We start from the raw sequence: 14625 nt of genomic DNA on the forward strand, positions 1-14625 counted from the left end.
TATAAATAAGTTATCTTTTTAGCGTTTTAAGAAGCTCTTCGACTTTTTCTTCAAAATCTACGTCACTGTTTAGCGTATTTCTTAAGCAGTTTTTTAAGTGTGTTTTTAAAATTTTACCCTCTATGGTTGAAATTGCACTTTTAGCAGCTTTTAATTGATTAAGAATGTCAATGCAATACTTTTCTTCTTCAATCATTTTAGCAATACCACGAATCTGACCTTCAACTCTATTTATACTAGCTATTTGTTCTTTGTGACATGGGTGGCTCATATAATCCTCGGCACTATATAAGTGAAAATTGTTGAAAATGTAAAAACTGCTAAAGACAGAGTAAATATAAACTTAGAACGTGCTCTGGTTTGCATACAAAGTTTTGCCAATTCCGGCTCTGCTGGACAAGGTGCATATTGCGATTTGTAATTGGCAAAACCAGCAATAATCAGCATAACGGCTGCAAAGCAAGTAATGGCAATTTTATATTGAGATAAGATGGCCAGAAAGGGCAAAAAGCTCATCAAACTTGCAAATGATGCCCCTGCGCCAAGTGCAACAAAAAGTGCCGGCATAGCGCAGCAGACCAATGTTGAAGTTGATAAAAACAATGAGATAAAGTTAGTCGAATTGTTTTTCATATCAATACGCTAGAGTGTAATAACTTCCATGTTTATGGCATTTTGACCGTTTGCAGTTATTTTTTCCTTAATATCAGCAAAGTCTATCTCACTATTCTTTGAGTATGCGACTAAAACCTTGCCCTTATTTAAATCAACGTCAATATTGATAACATTCGAATCCTTTTTAAAGGTTTTCTCGATACCTCTAGCGCAAAAATCACAGACCATGCCTTGAACACTGATGATGGCCACCTGGACGTTGCTAAGATTTTTAACAAAGTTGTTAAACCTGTTCTTATCAACACCAAATTTATCCCCATCGATAAATGTTTCGTTTTTATGTTGCGCTATATTTTGTTGGTCTTCATAAGAATGATGCATCATGTGGTCTTGCTGATCTGCCAATACCCATGATGAGAAAACAAGCAAAACAAAAAAGATCTTTTTCATCTCTGCTCCTTAAAATCTATGCATAAAGTGAAAGTCCCAATCAGAATTTCCGTTGTAGCCCAGTTCCAAAAGATAGTTTCCTTTGAATAATTTTAGGTAAGGATAGGTTGAAGTTTTATCTGTAATTGAATTTTTTCTGCTTTTCAACATAATCCATGTGTGAAGATCGTCATACTCGCCAAGATATGGAGCAAAACCTATTTGATATTGCTGCTCAAAATAATCTTGATTTTTTGACTCAACTTTTTTTAAGTCAAATCCCATAAAATAACGCCGTGTTTCCCAATCGCCATGAATACCAAAAAAAGAATGATCACTAGAATCCAAACTATATCCGGTTTGAAAGTATAAATTTCTTTGAGAATTATCGGTATTTTTTCGATTAATCAGATAGGTCAATCTAAGCAATGAATAATGTTCATCAACAAGCTTGTCTTTTTTACCCTCAACTCCAATTGCGTATTTGTAGCTAGGCGAGTAATGCAAATAAATAGAATTTTGGAAATTATCTGATCTAGTCATTAAGGTGTAGCCGCCAGGATAAGATACCGGCCTGCCATCTACACTAAGAGAAAGTGTTGCGAGAATTATAAGGACTAAATATTTTATACCCATAGGGGGTATGGTACATTTCTGAAGTTGGTTACACAATTATTCTTTGCTGTTGAGTGTCGATTTATTTATAAGAAGTTTTGTCACTTGCCTGATTTTTTGAAAAAGACAGATAAAATCAATAGCTTATAGTCTAGCCATCATAATAAATAGAATCACTTCACTAGTTAAATGGCACATCAGAAATGACTGAGAAGACTGACACTGCAACTTCCCTTATAGAGGTGCGAACTGAATTCGCCAGACACAAAAAGGCCTGCAACAAGGCAGGCCTTTAAGTCGTCAAAATTTAACGTTTGTATGGTGGAGCTAAGCGGGATCGAACCGCTGACCTCTACACTGCCAGTGTAGCGCTCTCCCAGCTGAGCTATAGCCCCGAATTTGGGAGGCGGCATCATAAGCGGGGACACTCTGGTTGTCAATAACTGCAGGAAAAAAGTCTAACAATCAATAGCTTATTGACGTTTAAGCCTATCTATGTCGCCCGGTGCGACTATTCAGCCAGACTTAGAATTTGTCGCTATAGATCTTTTCCAGTTTCTTGAGTTTTTTCTTACCTAGCCCGCCTAATTGCTCAATAGCAAAGCGTAGTCTTGCCCGCGACATATCCGGCCCCAGAATGGTCATTGAATCGATCACGGAGACTGAGGCGGTGGTACCGGCTATAGCGATAAATAGGGGCGCAAAGCAGTCTTTAACTTTGATTTCCATGCTATCAGCGACCGCTTTTATGGCGGTAAAAATATCATCACGCTGCCAGTTTGCCAAGCCTTCCAACTGCCATAAGGCAAATTGCAAAGTCTGGATTAAATCCTCATCTTGCAGTTTTAAACCGGCAAAACTATCGGCATTGATCGGCAACATACCGGATGCAAAAAATGCAGCCATGGGTGCAAAATCACTCAGGGTTTCCATGCGTTGCTGCGCATGGGGAAGTATTTTTAATAGAGTTTCTTTGTTAAGAGCCCAGTCATGTAAACGTTGTGCCAGCTGTTCCTGACTTAGATCCTCGCGAATCCACAAACCGTTCAACCAGCTAAGTTTTTCGACATCAAAAATTGGACCGCCGAGACTAACGCGCTGAATATCAAAATTATCCAGCATTTGTTGTAGGTTAAATTTTTCACTTTCGTCCGGCATGGACCAACCCATTCGGCCCAAGTAGTTTACCAGCGCCTCCGGCAAGTAACCCATGCGCTGATAATATAAAATGCTGGTCGGGTTTTTACGTTTGCTAAGTTTGGATTTATCAGGGTTACGGAGCAAAGGTAAATGACAAAGCGCGGGCATATCCCAACCAAAATACTGATACAGCAATTTATGTTTCGGGGCGGAATTTATCCATTCTTCACCGCGCAGAACATGGGTGATTTTCATTAGATAATCATCGACCACATTGGCTAGATGATAGGTAGGCATACCGTCTGATTTCAGCAAAATTTGCGCATCGACTAGCGCCCAATCCAGCTCCATGGTGCCGCGCAACATATCCTCAATCTCAACTTTGCCTGCCATCGGCACATTCATCCGAATAACGTAGGGAGCATTGGCGGCTTCGCGTTTTGCTACTTCGTCTTCGGGTAGTTCAAGGTCGCAGGGTTTTAGCGCCCGATTTAGGCCCTGCTGTTTTAAATTCGCACGCAATTCATCTAGCTCTTGCGCGGTGCGGTAACAGCGAAAGGCATGGCCTTTGGTTATCAATTGCTCGGCATACTCAGCATAGATACCCTTGCGCTCACTTTGACGATAGGGGCCAAATTCACCACCGACATCAGGGCCTTCATCCCACTCCAATCCCATCCAACGCAGCGAATCAAAAATCGCCTGCTCGGACTCGGCAGTTGAACGGCTCTGGTCGGTATCTTCAATCCGCAGCACAAATTGACCGCCATGCTGACGGGCGAAGCAAAGATTAAACAGGGCTATATAAGCCGTGCCTACATGGGGGTCACCAGTCGGCGATGGGGCAATGCGGGTGCGTGCGGTCATAGCGAGTATTGCTCTTTACTATCATTAATTTAAGGCATTAGTTTAAGGCGCTCGATTATACGGGCTGACGGATGATTTCTCACCCCCTCTGGCTGTGATCGGGCTCCCAGATAAGATTGACACCGTGATCAGCCGGCCCAGCCTCCCAGCCCTCACAAACCCATAAGTCAGCCACGGCAACTATATCATCACCACAGTAGAGTAACGGCGCTCTATCCCTTAACCACGGGGCTAATTGATATTCCTGAAATAATTTTTTTAAGCTCTGGGAATGGGCCCGCCCCGCTGGTTGGCAGCGCTCACCGCCCTGCCGAAAACGTACCGTTACGCTGGCAGCGTTTAACCGCGCCAGATTGATACCTCGACCTTGGTGAGACTGGGTTAATAGACAACTCCCCTGCTCCAACGGCAAAGGCATCGATAAATCCCAATTAAAAATCTGGGCGCTATCAAACTCGGGCTGCCGGTTCATCACAAACAGCGCGCCATTAAAACGCCTGATTTGGATTTCACCCCAACGGATTAATGGCTGTGCCTGCTGCTCGGCATTAAGCGCCTGTTCTAATAAAACCTCTAACTGGCTAACAGAGGGCATGCTAACTCCGTTGGCTCTCAACCAATAGCGCAGCAGATTTTTTTGTCTGGCTCGGCTGAGGTTTTCTAATAGTGTAATCGGGAAGGACGTTTGTTGCGGAGAAACCCCAGCACGCTCAAAATCCAATAGCGCCAACTGATCGGTTAAATCGGCCGTTTCCCCACTCAAGGATGCCGCTCGCGCCAAGGTCTGGCGGTATGCCGGCCAACGTGAGGCCAGCGCTGGCAATAATTGCAGCCGTAGAAAGTTGCGATCATAGTCACTGCACTGGTTACTGGGGTCTTCAATCCACTGCAACTGATGGTCTTCAGCGTATTGCTTGATCACGCTACGGGGAATATCGAGCAAAGGTCTAGCCAGCTGCCCTTGCCCTAACGGGCGGCTGGCTGGCATGGCGGCGGCCCCGCGGGAACCACTGCCGCGCAATAAACGCAGCATTAGCGTTTCTGCCTGATCGTCCAAATGATGACCCAGCATTAGGATATCACCGGCATTAAGCTCGGATTCAAAAGCTTGATAGCGCGCTTGACGGGCTTGTTGTTCAAAGTTGCCTGTGTTCTCCAGTGTAACCCGCCGGGTATGCAATGGAATATTTAGTTGATCGGCCTGTTGCTGGCAGTGATCGGCCCACCAATCGGCTTCAGCTTGCAGCTGATGATTAATATGAATAGCTTCGATGGGAGGATGATCGGGGTATTGCATTAAGCTGTGCAACAGCACATGGGAATCAACACCGCCACTGTAAGCCACCAACCAACGCGGGGCATGCAGAAAAGGCGTAAGCTGTGTAGCCAGTTGGCTAGGTGAAAAAGACATACTCTGGCTCAGTCAGGTGGATGTAAAGCCACCCTAGGTTTACTCGTTGCCGTAAGACATCAAGCGCTGGTAGCGTTTGTCTAGTAGCTGATCTTGCGGCATGGCCTTGAGTGCTGCCAACTGCTCGATCAGATGTTCTTTAATACGGCTGGCCATGGTATCAATATCGCGATGGGCGCCACCCAGAGGCTCTTTAATGGTCGCATCGACTATGCCGAGACCTTCCAGTACGGTTGAGGTAAGACCCATAGCCTCTGCTGCATCAGGCGCCTTTTCTGAGGTTTTCCAAATAATATTGGCACAGCCTTCAGGGGAAATAACAAAGTAGGTGGCATATTGTAACATCGCCAAATGGTCGCCGACGCCGATACCCAAAGCACCACCAGAGCTGCCTTCGCCAATCACCACACAGATAACCGGTGTTTTGAGTCGCGACATCACTGCCAGATTTTGGGCAATGGCTTCACTGATACCGCGCTCTTCTGAATCAATACCCGGATAGGCGCCCGGGGTGTCGATCAAGGTGACGATAGGCAAGTTAAAACGCTCGGCCATCTCCATCAGCCGCAGCGCTTTGCGGTAGCCTTCCGGTTTGGGCATACCAAAGTTGCGCTTGACCTTTTCCTGCACACCACGGCCCTTTTCCTGACCGATAACCATCACCGGCTCACCATTTAAACGAGCCAAGCCACCGACAATCGCCGAGTCATCGGCAAAGTGACGGTCGCCATGCAGCTCTTCAAAGTCGGTAAAGACGCGGCTGATATAGTCTAGGGTATATGGGCGCATAGGGTGACGCGCTACTTTAACGATTTCCCATGGACTGAGGTCTGAATAGATTTTTTCGGTCAGCTTGATGCTTTTTTCGCGAAGCTTGTTGATCTCTTCGCCGATATTGATGTCATTATCAGAACCCACCAGCTGTAGCTCTTCAATCTTTACTTCCAGTTCGGCGATGGGTTGTTCAAAATCTAGGTAGTTGGGGTTCATAATCTCAGTTCAGAGTTTGTTGTCTTTCCTATAAGCCCGCAGGCTTAAACGGCTAAATACTGTGCGCAACGATACGCGATTACGGCCTTATAGTCGACCTTCTGTGGCGCTAAAAATCGCTTTACTCGACAAAATTCAGTTGCACGCTATCGTCACCAAAGCGATCTTTTAACCGCTGAATAAGCTCATCGCTGGGCTGAATTTGCCATTCGCTGCCCAATCTAAGCTGGCCTTTGGCGCCATCGCGTTGATAGTCAATTAAGACTGGACAACGTCCATTTAACCGGCTGGGCTCTAGTATGTGCTTAAACTCGCTACTAAAGCCGCTGCCACCGTTAAAATCAGTATTTTGCAGACTCAGCTCCAGCGCTTTGACATTGGATTGGCGAGCGTCTAACAAGGTCTTTACGGTGCTACCGCGGACTTTTAGCTGGCCCGAATAATCATCAAAGCTGACTTTGCCCTCTACCACCAAAATCGCACCTTTGCTGATCTTTTCTCGCGCCTGCTCAAAGGCCTCTGAAAACAAGCTGATTTCAATACGCGCCGAGCGATCATCGAGGGTTAAAAATGCCATAGTCTCGCCGCGTTTGTTTTTCATGGTACGCAGATCCACCACCAGACCTGCTATGGTCTGATGATTGAAGTCGGCTTTTAAATCAACAATACGATTGCGAACAAACTGACGCAGTTCTTTTTCATATTCATCAATCGGGTGACCGGTAACATAGAGACCCAGAGTCTCTTTCTCACCGCCGAGTTTTTCTTTGGCAGTCAACGGCCTGACTTTATGATGATCGGCATAAACATCACCGCTATCATCGGCTTGAACCACATCGCCAAATAAATCCATCATGCCAGCATCACGATTACCGGCACTTTGTTCGGCGGCTTTTATCGCTGCCGGCATGGAGGACAACAACACCGCTCTTTCCACACCCAAAGTATCGAACGAACCTGAGCGTATTAAGGCTTCGATGGCACGCTTGTTGACTTTGCGCGGATCGGTGCGCTCACAAAAATCAAACAGGTTGGTAAATGGGCCGCCGCTGTCGCGAGCGGCAATAATATTTTCTATTGGGCCTTCGCCTAGGCCTTTAATGGCACCCAAACCGTAAACAATCGCACCCTCTTTGTTAACGGTAAACATATACTCGCCTTCATTGACATCAGGCAGGCGATAATCCAGTTTCATCGCTCGGCACTCTTCGATAAAAGTGACAATTTTATCGGTATTTTGTAGTTCCGAACTCATGGTGGCAGCCATAAACTCAGCCGGATAATGTGTTTTTAACCACGCCGTTTGATAAGACACCAAGGCATAGGCAGCGGAGTGGGATTTGTTAAAACCATAACCGGCAAATTTTTCTACCAAGTCAAAAATCTTGACTGCCAAGGTTGGGTCAACACCTTTGGATTTTGCACCTTCCTCAAACGTTTGACGCTGTTTGGCCATTTCTTCAGGCTTTTTCTTGCCCATTGCCCGACGCAACATATCAGCGCCACCCAGACTATAACCGGCAAGTTCCTGCGCGATCTGCATAACCTGCTCCTGATAAACGATAACGCCATAGGTGGGTTCAAGAATGGGTTTTAGCCATTCATGTTGATATCGGGCATCAGGATAGGCCACTTCGGCACGGCCGTGTTTACGGTTAACAAAGTCATCGACCATACCGGAGTCGAGCGGGCCCGGACGAAACAGGGCCACTAGCGCAATCATATCTTCCAGATTGTCCGGTTGCAGGCGCTTGATCAAATCTTTCATACCGCGAGATTCAAGCTGGAACACCGCCGTCGTTTCGGCGCGTTTTAGCAGCTGGTAGGTGGCCTGATCCTCTAAACAGATTCGTTCAATTTCAATATTAAGGCTGCTGCCATCGGCTTGGGGACGGTTAATCATTTTAACCGCCCAATCGATAATGGTTAACGTGCGCAAGCCGAGAAAATCAAACTTAACCAAACCGGCTTCTTCAACATCATTTTTATCGAACTGGGTAACCAGGCCCTCACCACTTTCATCGCAGTAAAGCGGCGCAAAATCGGTCAGCTTTGAAGGCGCAATGACCACACCGCCGGCGTGTTTACCGACATTACGGGTAATACCTTCTAACTGCAGCGCCATATCCCAAATTTCTTGTGCCTGCTCGTCATTTTGCAAAAAATCTCTAAGCGTCTGTTCCTGCTCAAACGCTTTTTGCAAGGTCATACCAACTTCAAAAGGGATCATTTTTGACAGTTTATCGCCCAAGCCATAGGACTTGCCTTGAGCTCTGGCTACATCGCGGACTACCGCTTTGGCCGCCATGGTACCGAAGGTAATAATCTGGCTTACCGCATCGCGGCCATAGTTTTCGGCCACATAGTTAATTACCTGATCACGGTTAGCCATACAGAAATCGACATCGAAATCCGGCATGGAAACACGTTCAGGGTTTAGGAAGCGCTCAAATAGCAGATCATATTCCAGCGGATCAAGATCAGTGATTTTTTGGGCATAGGCCACCAGCGAACCGGCACCCGAACCACGCCCCGGCCCTACCGGAATATCGTGATCTTTAGACCATTTGATAAAGTCCATAACGATCAGGAAGTAACCGGGGAAACCCATTTCCAAAATAATATCGAGCTCAAAATCCAGTCGCTTTCGATACACCGGTGCTTTATCTTTAGCCTGATCACCGAATAAAAAATCCAGCCGTTCGTTTAAACCCTCTATAGAAATTTTTCTAAAGAAGATTCCCGTCATTAATTCCTTGGCATAGTCGGGCGTATCTTCCTTGCCCTGCCATTTTGTCTTTAGGGATTTTTCAGTTTGTTGCTGCAGGTCGACATAGGATTCTTGCTTAAAAAAAGCATCCTTTTCAAAATTGTCAGGGATGGGGTATTCGGGCAGATAATAAGTACCCAGCGCAATCTCAACATTGCAACGCTTGGCGATTTCAACGGTATTAGCCAAAGCCTCTGGAATATCACTAAATAGCTCGGCCATTTCTTCCGGGGTGCGAAGATACTGCTGGTCACTATAGGCACGTGAACGACGGGGATCATCCAACGCCCGGCCATCATGGATACAGACACGGGTTTCGTGGGCTTCAAAATCGCTGCCATTAAGAAAACAGACTTCATTAGTGGCCACCACCGGACAATCCATGGCAACCGCCAACTCAATCGCGGCATGCAAATAATCTTCTTCATACTCGCGGCCAGTACGCTGTAGCTCAAGGTAAAAACGGTTGGGGAACAACGCCATTAATTCGCCCAACCGCTGCTGGGCCTGATCATGTCGCGATGCCAGTAATGCCTGGCCTATTTCGCCTTTACGACCACCCGAGAGAGCGATCAATCCCTCGTTATACTGCGTTAGCCAAGAGCTTTTGATATAGGGCGCACCCAAATACTGGCCTTGCTGATAGGCTTTGGATATTAATTCGGTGAGGTTGCGATAACCTTGATTGTTTTGCGCCAATAAACAAAGACTACTGATTTGGCTTTCATCATGGTCGTCCATAACATGAAAGTCGCTGCCGTAAATAGGCTTAATACCGGCGCCGACCGCTGCCTTATAAAATTTGATCAGGGCATAGAAATTGGTGTGGTCCGTTAATGCCACAGCCGGCATCCCTGACTCTGCGACCTGTTTCACCAACGGTTTAATACGAGTCAGGCCATCAATCAGTGAAAATTCACTGTGCAAGCGGAGATGGACGAAAGAAACGCTCATAAGAAGACTACGATTAATCGGTGATAATTAGAGTATTTATGGATTTCGAGTGTAACGGAATCATCACAGTAAGGCCATTTGCTCCATCCGCTTTTTTACTGGCCCGAAGCTGGTTCTGTGGATAGCCGTGGGGCCATATTTTTCCAAAGCCGCCAGATGTACTTTGGTGGGGTAGCCCTTGTGGCCAGCAAAGCCATATTCAGGGTATTGCTGATCAAAAACTACCATTTCCCGATCACGGACTACTTTGGCCAAAATCGAGGCTGCCGCGATTGCCTGTACCCGGCTATCTCCCTTAACGACTGCCTCGGCGGGATAGCGCCATGCAGGCATTTTATTGCCATCTACCAGCACATGCTCTGGCTGCTGTGCCAGACCTTCAACAGCGCGTTTCATTGCCAACAGACTGGCTTGCAGGATATTTATTTGATCAATTTCCTGTACCGAAGCACGCGCCACACACCAGCTTAAAGCTCGCTGTTGAATCAGCGGGAATAAAACTTCGCGCTTTTTTTCGGTCAGTTTTTTGGAATCAGCCAATCCCTCGATGGGGTTGTCGGGGTCAAGAATAACGGCGGCAGCGACGACATCACCCGCCAAGGGTCCGCGCCCTACTTCATCCACACCGGCGAACAGGTGGCCTTTGTAGGAAGAGATAAATGGTTCAGAGATCAATGGCTCCATGGTTTTGCTCTGGTTAGTTAGATGGCGTTGAAGTGCTGAATTTCATAGGTCGATATCCAATGCGCGCAAAAAAACACATTAGGCCCAATACCAAAACCTTATCGCTGCTCTCGGTTATTCTCAATCATCGTCAATAAAATATCCGCTGCACGCTCGCTAGCATTAAGCTTCAAGGTTTTATGAATATCGGTAAACCGGTCAATAATCTGCGCCTGAGCCTCTTTGTGTAGCCCTGCCAATACCAGTGGACCCAACATGTCAGCTCGCACCTGTTTTTGTAACACCTCGGGCACCAGCTCTTCTCCTGCCAATAAATTGGGCAGAGAAAAATACGGCACTTTAACCAGACGGGAAATCATAAAATAACTAAGGGCGGCGAAACGATAGGCAACGACCATTGGTTTTTTTAATAGCAAGGCCTCCAATGTCGTGGTACCCGACGCCATTAGCACCATATCCGCTGCTGCCATTACCTTTTGCGACTGACCATTGACCAAGGTGATTGGCAGACCCTCACCATGCTGTTGCAGCAAAGCTTCTAACTGCTGTCGACGCTGATCATTAGCGGCGGGAATCACAAACTTAAGATCTGCTCGCTGATGTAAACACCAGCGTGCCGTCTCAATAAAACACTGGCCTAACATTTTTACTTCACCGCCACGACTACCCGGCAGTAAAGCTACAATGGTAGCGTTATCATCTAAAGATAAAGCACTTCTTGCAGATTGTTTTTGCATAGCTAATTCAGCATGCTCAATAGAAAATTTATCTGCCAGAGGGTGGCCGACAAAAGTGACTGGAACATTATGTTGATGATAAAACTCGGCTTCAAAAGGTAATAGCGTCAACATCCTATCCACCGCTTTGGCGATTTTTTTCACTCGCCCCTGACGCCAGGCCCATACCGAAGGGCTAACATAGTGCGCGGTTAAAATACCTTGGTTGCGAAGTGCCAGCTCAATATTCAGGGTAAAGTCCGGCGAATCAATACCAATAAACAGATCGGGGGGTGAATCGATAAAATGCTGTTTTAGATGGCGACGAATACGCAGTAATTCAGGTAATCGTTTAAGCGGTTCGACAAGACCCATAACCGACAAACGATCCATCGGGAAATGACTATCAAAGCCCTCGGCAATCATCAGCGGACCGCCAATACCCTCAAAGGTTACATTAGGGTGTTTACGTTTAATGGCCTGCATAAGGCTTGAGCCAAGTATATCGCCCGAAGCCTCACCCGCTACAATGCCAATACGTATTGTCGACATAGAACCGTCTCGTTTAACGCACTATCCCGCGTGTGGAAGCCTCCAAAGACTCAGTTAGCAAGATAATTTCTGGATGTTCCTGCTGCATTTCTCGCAATTTCACTATCGCCTCTTCGGTAGTCAGACCCTGACGATAAACCACTTTATAAGCACGGCGAATGGCGGCAATCGCTTCACTGCTAAAACCTCTGCGACGCAGGCCTTCAACATTGATCGTTTTTGGTACAGCCGGTTGGCCAGTGGCTGTGACATAGGCCGGCAAATCTTTACCCAACTGACTGCCATAGCCGGTAAAACTGTGAGCACCTATCTGACAAAACTGATGAACCAGCGTATAGCCGGCAAGAATTGCCCAATCGCCAACGGTGACATGACCGGCAATAGCACTGTTATTAACAAAAATCGTATGATTGCCAACGACTGAGTCATGGCCAATATGCGCATAGGCCATCAATAAATTATTGTCGCCAATAATCGTTTCACCGCGATCCTGAACCGTGCCGCGATGAATGGTGACACCTTCACGAATGACATTATTATCACCGATCACCAAACGGGTGGGCTCGCCCTGATATTTTAAATCGGGGGTATCTTCACCGACGGAAGAAAACTGGAATATTTTATTGTTAGCGCCGATTTTAGTCGGGCCTTTGATCACTACATGGGAAGCCACCACCGTCCCTGAGCCTATTTCCACATCTGCCCCAATAATGGTCCATGGGCCGATTTCAACATCGTCGGCTATGATGGCGCTGGGGTCAACAATTGCTCGAGAATCTATCAAAACCGAATCTTCCTATTTTTATGCTATTTATTCTTGCGATATTAAAACGATTTGTCGGCACACATAATATCAGCCGTAGCGGCAAGATGACCATCCACATAACAGTTGCCTTTAAATTTCCAGATACCACGACGATCAGACACATATTCGACTTTTAATACCAACTGGTCACCCGGCACCACTTGTCGTTTAAAACGTATATTATCAGCACCGACAAATAAATAAATTGAGCCATCGGCCGGCGTTTTGTCCAAGGTTTTAAACCCTAAAATACCGCAAGCCTGAGCCATGGCTTCAACAATTAACATGCCGGGCATTATCGAGACCTGTGGAAAATGACCTTGAAAAAATGGCTCATTGATAGAAACATTTTTAATCGCGGTAATGGACTCACCGAGGTTTAATTCCTCCACCCTATCTACTAATAAAAACGGATAGCGGTGTGGTAGATATTGCTGTATTTCTTTTATATCCATGACGGATGGTTAAACCTATCAAACTGACTTTAGTCTACTTTGTTTTCCAAATCGCTTAATCGCTTCGCTATTTCATCTAACTGCGAAAATCTTACCGCGTTTCTGCGCCAAATACGGTTCTCTTGCATCGGCGTACCAGAAGAATAGGTGCCGGCTTTGGCAATCGATTTAGTCACTAAAGTAAAGGCAGTAATATGAACGCTATCGGCAATGGTGAGATGGCCGGTAATAGCCGCACCCCCAGCTATGGTACAGTTTTTACCGACTTTGGTGCTGCCTGCAATTGCCACACAGCCTGCAATAGCGGTATTAACGCCCAATTCAACGTTATGAGCTATTTGTATCTGATTATCAAGAATCACACGATCGCCAATACGAGTATCATCCAGAGCGCCGCGATCTATAGTACAACCGGCGCCAATCTCAACATCATCACCGACAACCACACCACCGAGCTGAGCGATTTTGACCCAACCGCCCTGATCACGATCCGGCGAAGGAGCGAAACCAAAACCGTCACTGCCAATAACGGTATTGCTGTGAACAATGACGCGGTTACCCAAGCTAACATCATGATATAGACTGACGTTGGCATGCAGCAAACAAGCTTCGCCCAGTACTGTATTGTTACCGATTACACAGCCGGCATTAATCACCGTAGCAGCACCAATAACCGCATGCTCAGCAATGGTGACATTGGCGCCAATGTAGGCGCTGGGATCAATGCTGGCGCTGGGGCTGATAACAGCCGAGGGATGAATGCCGGTCTGTGGCAAAGAGGATGCTGCGAATAGTTGTGAAGCTTTTGCGTAAGTCAGGTATGGATTATCAGAAATTAAACGATTGGCTGGGCCGACACCTTCCATATCGGCAGCAACAATAACCGCTTCGGCACGGGTAGTTGCCAACGCTTTTTTATATTTTGGATTGGCAAGAAAACTTAGCTGACCTGCCCCAGCATTAGCCAGCGTAGCCAATCCGGAAATAACAAGTTCCGCATCGCCTACATATTTCACACTTAATAGCTCAGCCAATTCGGCCAAGCTATATTGATGATCAGCCATTGTTCAGCACCTAAGCCGTTCAGGTTGTTACTTGGCTTGATTAAGTTTATCGGTCACTTTTGCCGTGATACTAAAGCTGCTATCTACGTGCAAAGCCGCTTGTTGATTAAGCAATAAACCAATACCCTCAGCCTTGATCAACTCACTCACCGCCTGTTGCATTTTAGGCGCCATTTCCTGAGCAACCGCTTGAAATAATTGCTGTTCTGCGGTTTGTAATTTTCTTTGCACAAACTCGATATCGGTACGCTTTTCCTGAATAATTTTAGCTTCGTTCTGCCGCTGCTCTGCACTCATCACAGCCGCATCTCTTTGCAACTGTGCTAGCTTATCCTGATAGCTTTTGCCTAAAGCTTCTAACTGCTTGCGGTTTTCTGCATAGCTAGACTCTTCGCGCAGAGCTTTTAAGCGCGTTTGGGCAAGCTCTGTATTGATAATGGCTTGTTGAGCATTAAATACCGCAATCTTGCCTTGGGCATTGGCGGCAATAGAAGCACATAATACAACGGCAAGCAGGCTTAGCTTAATCAGTTTATTCACAATAAATCTCCATCTCGG

14 protein-coding genes and 1 tRNA gene are annotated in these 14625 nt (G+C 46.4%); all 15 read right to left on the bottom strand.

Annotated elements, in window-relative coordinates:
- Positions 1–10: 10 nt before the first annotated feature.
- A complete protein-coding gene (locus AACP44_RS06270; RefSeq protein WP_339339621.1) occupies positions 11–271 on the bottom strand; it encodes a metal-sensitive transcriptional regulator in 261 nt (86 codons plus the stop codon).
- Positions 268–633: a hypothetical protein gene (locus AACP44_RS06275; protein ID WP_339339622.1), complete on the bottom strand. Its 366-nt coding sequence runs from the start codon at positions 631–633 to the stop codon at positions 268–270. Before AACP44_RS06275 ends, AACP44_RS06270 begins: the two co-directional genes overlap by 4 nt.
- Positions 634–642: 9 nt before the next feature.
- Positions 643–1065, bottom strand: coding sequence for a heavy metal-associated domain-containing protein (locus AACP44_RS06280; protein WP_339339623.1), 423 nt, complete (start codon positions 1063–1065; stop codon positions 643–645).
- Between the two features lie 9 nt (positions 1066–1074).
- Positions 1075–1680, bottom strand: a complete 606-nt coding sequence (locus tag AACP44_RS06285; RefSeq protein WP_339339624.1) for a hypothetical protein — start codon at positions 1678–1680, stop codon at positions 1075–1077.
- Positions 1681–1978: 298 nt separating this feature from the next.
- A tRNA-Ala gene (locus AACP44_RS06290) sits at positions 1979–2054 on the bottom strand.
- 130 nt (positions 2055–2184) lie between these two features.
- Positions 2185–3666 (bottom strand): glutamate--tRNA ligase, encoded by a 1482-nt coding sequence (gltX, locus tag AACP44_RS06295; protein WP_339339625.1) that lies wholly within the window; start codon positions 3664–3666, stop codon positions 2185–2187.
- Between the two features lie 79 nt (positions 3667–3745).
- A complete protein-coding gene (tilS, locus tag AACP44_RS06300; protein ID WP_339339626.1) occupies positions 3746–5077 on the bottom strand; it encodes a tRNA lysidine(34) synthetase TilS in 1332 nt (443 codons plus the stop codon).
- Positions 5078–5116: 39 nt separating this feature from the next.
- Positions 5117–6067 carry an acetyl-CoA carboxylase carboxyltransferase subunit alpha gene (locus AACP44_RS06305; protein ID WP_339339627.1) on the bottom strand — a complete coding sequence of 317 codons (951 nt, stop codon included), beginning with the start codon at positions 6065–6067 and terminating at the stop codon, positions 5117–5119.
- A gap of 121 nt (positions 6068–6188) precedes the next feature.
- Complete coding sequence (dnaE, locus tag AACP44_RS06310) at positions 6189–9791, bottom strand: DNA polymerase III subunit alpha (protein WP_339339628.1); 3603 nt, start codon at positions 9789–9791, stop codon at positions 6189–6191.
- Between the two features lie 63 nt (positions 9792–9854).
- Positions 9855–10475 carry a ribonuclease HII gene (gene rnhB / locus AACP44_RS06315; protein WP_339339629.1) on the bottom strand — a complete coding sequence of 207 codons (621 nt, stop codon included), beginning with the start codon at positions 10473–10475 and terminating at the stop codon, positions 9855–9857.
- Between the two features lie 98 nt (positions 10476–10573).
- Positions 10574–11743 (bottom strand): lipid-A-disaccharide synthase, encoded by a 1170-nt coding sequence (gene lpxB, locus AACP44_RS06320; RefSeq protein WP_339339630.1) that lies wholly within the window; start codon positions 11741–11743, stop codon positions 10574–10576.
- A gap of 13 nt (positions 11744–11756) precedes the next feature.
- Entirely contained in the window at positions 11757–12527 is a 771-nt protein-coding gene (lpxA, locus tag AACP44_RS06325) for an acyl-ACP--UDP-N-acetylglucosamine O-acyltransferase (protein ID WP_339339631.1), read from the bottom strand.
- Positions 12528–12568: 41 nt separating this feature from the next.
- Positions 12569–13003, bottom strand: coding sequence for a 3-hydroxyacyl-ACP dehydratase FabZ (gene fabZ / locus AACP44_RS06330; protein WP_339339632.1), 435 nt, complete (start codon positions 13001–13003; stop codon positions 12569–12571).
- Between the two features lie 29 nt (positions 13004–13032).
- Positions 13033–14067 (bottom strand): UDP-3-O-(3-hydroxymyristoyl)glucosamine N-acyltransferase, encoded by a 1035-nt coding sequence (lpxD, locus tag AACP44_RS06335; protein ID WP_339339633.1) that lies wholly within the window; start codon positions 14065–14067, stop codon positions 13033–13035.
- Between the two features lie 27 nt (positions 14068–14094).
- On the bottom strand, positions 14095–14625 hold a 531-nt coding region (locus AACP44_RS06340; protein WP_339339634.1), incomplete at its 5' end, for an OmpH family outer membrane protein.

This window comes from uncultured Oceanicoccus sp. (assembly GCF_963968385.1).
Taxonomy (GTDB): domain Bacteria; phylum Pseudomonadota; class Gammaproteobacteria; order Pseudomonadales; family Dasaniaceae; genus Oceanicoccus.

What these genes read in the sequence shown, in the direction of transcription:
- AACP44_RS06280 (WP_339339623.1), bottom strand. Translation starts at nt 1,065, where the DNA reads ATGAAAAAGATCTTTTTTGTTTTGCTTGTTTTCTCATCATGGGTATTG.
- lpxB (WP_339339630.1), bottom strand. Translation starts at nt 11,743, where the DNA reads ATGTCGACAATACGTATTGGCATTGTAGCGGGTGAGGCTTCGGGCGAT.
- AACP44_RS06285 (WP_339339624.1), bottom strand. Translation starts at nt 1,680, where the DNA reads ATGGGTATAAAATATTTAGTCCTTATAATTCTCGCAACACTTTCTCTT.
- dnaE (WP_339339628.1), bottom strand. Translation starts at nt 9,791, where the DNA reads ATGAGCGTTTCTTTCGTCCATCTCCGCTTGCACAGTGAATTTTCACTG.
- gltX (WP_339339625.1), bottom strand. Translation starts at nt 3,666, where the DNA reads ATGACCGCACGCACCCGCATTGCCCCATCGCCGACTGGTGACCCCCAT.
- AACP44_RS06305 (WP_339339627.1), bottom strand. Translation starts at nt 6,067, where the DNA reads ATGAACCCCAACTACCTAGATTTTGAACAACCCATCGCCGAACTGGAA.
- rnhB (WP_339339629.1), bottom strand. Translation starts at nt 10,475, where the DNA reads ATGGAGCCATTGATCTCTGAACCATTTATCTCTTCCTACAAAGGCCAC.
- fabZ (WP_339339632.1), bottom strand. Translation starts at nt 13,003, where the DNA reads ATGGATATAAAAGAAATACAGCAATATCTACCACACCGCTATCCGTTT.
- AACP44_RS06270 (WP_339339621.1), bottom strand. Translation starts at nt 271, where the DNA reads ATGAGCCACCCATGTCACAAAGAACAAATAGCTAGTATAAATAGAGTT.
- tilS (WP_339339626.1), bottom strand. Translation starts at nt 5,077, where the DNA reads ATGTCTTTTTCACCTAGCCAACTGGCTACACAGCTTACGCCTTTTCTG.
- AACP44_RS06275 (WP_339339622.1), bottom strand. Translation starts at nt 633, where the DNA reads ATGAAAAACAATTCGACTAACTTTATCTCATTGTTTTTATCAACTTCA.
- lpxD (WP_339339633.1), bottom strand. Translation starts at nt 14,067, where the DNA reads ATGGCTGATCATCAATATAGCTTGGCCGAATTGGCTGAGCTATTAAGT.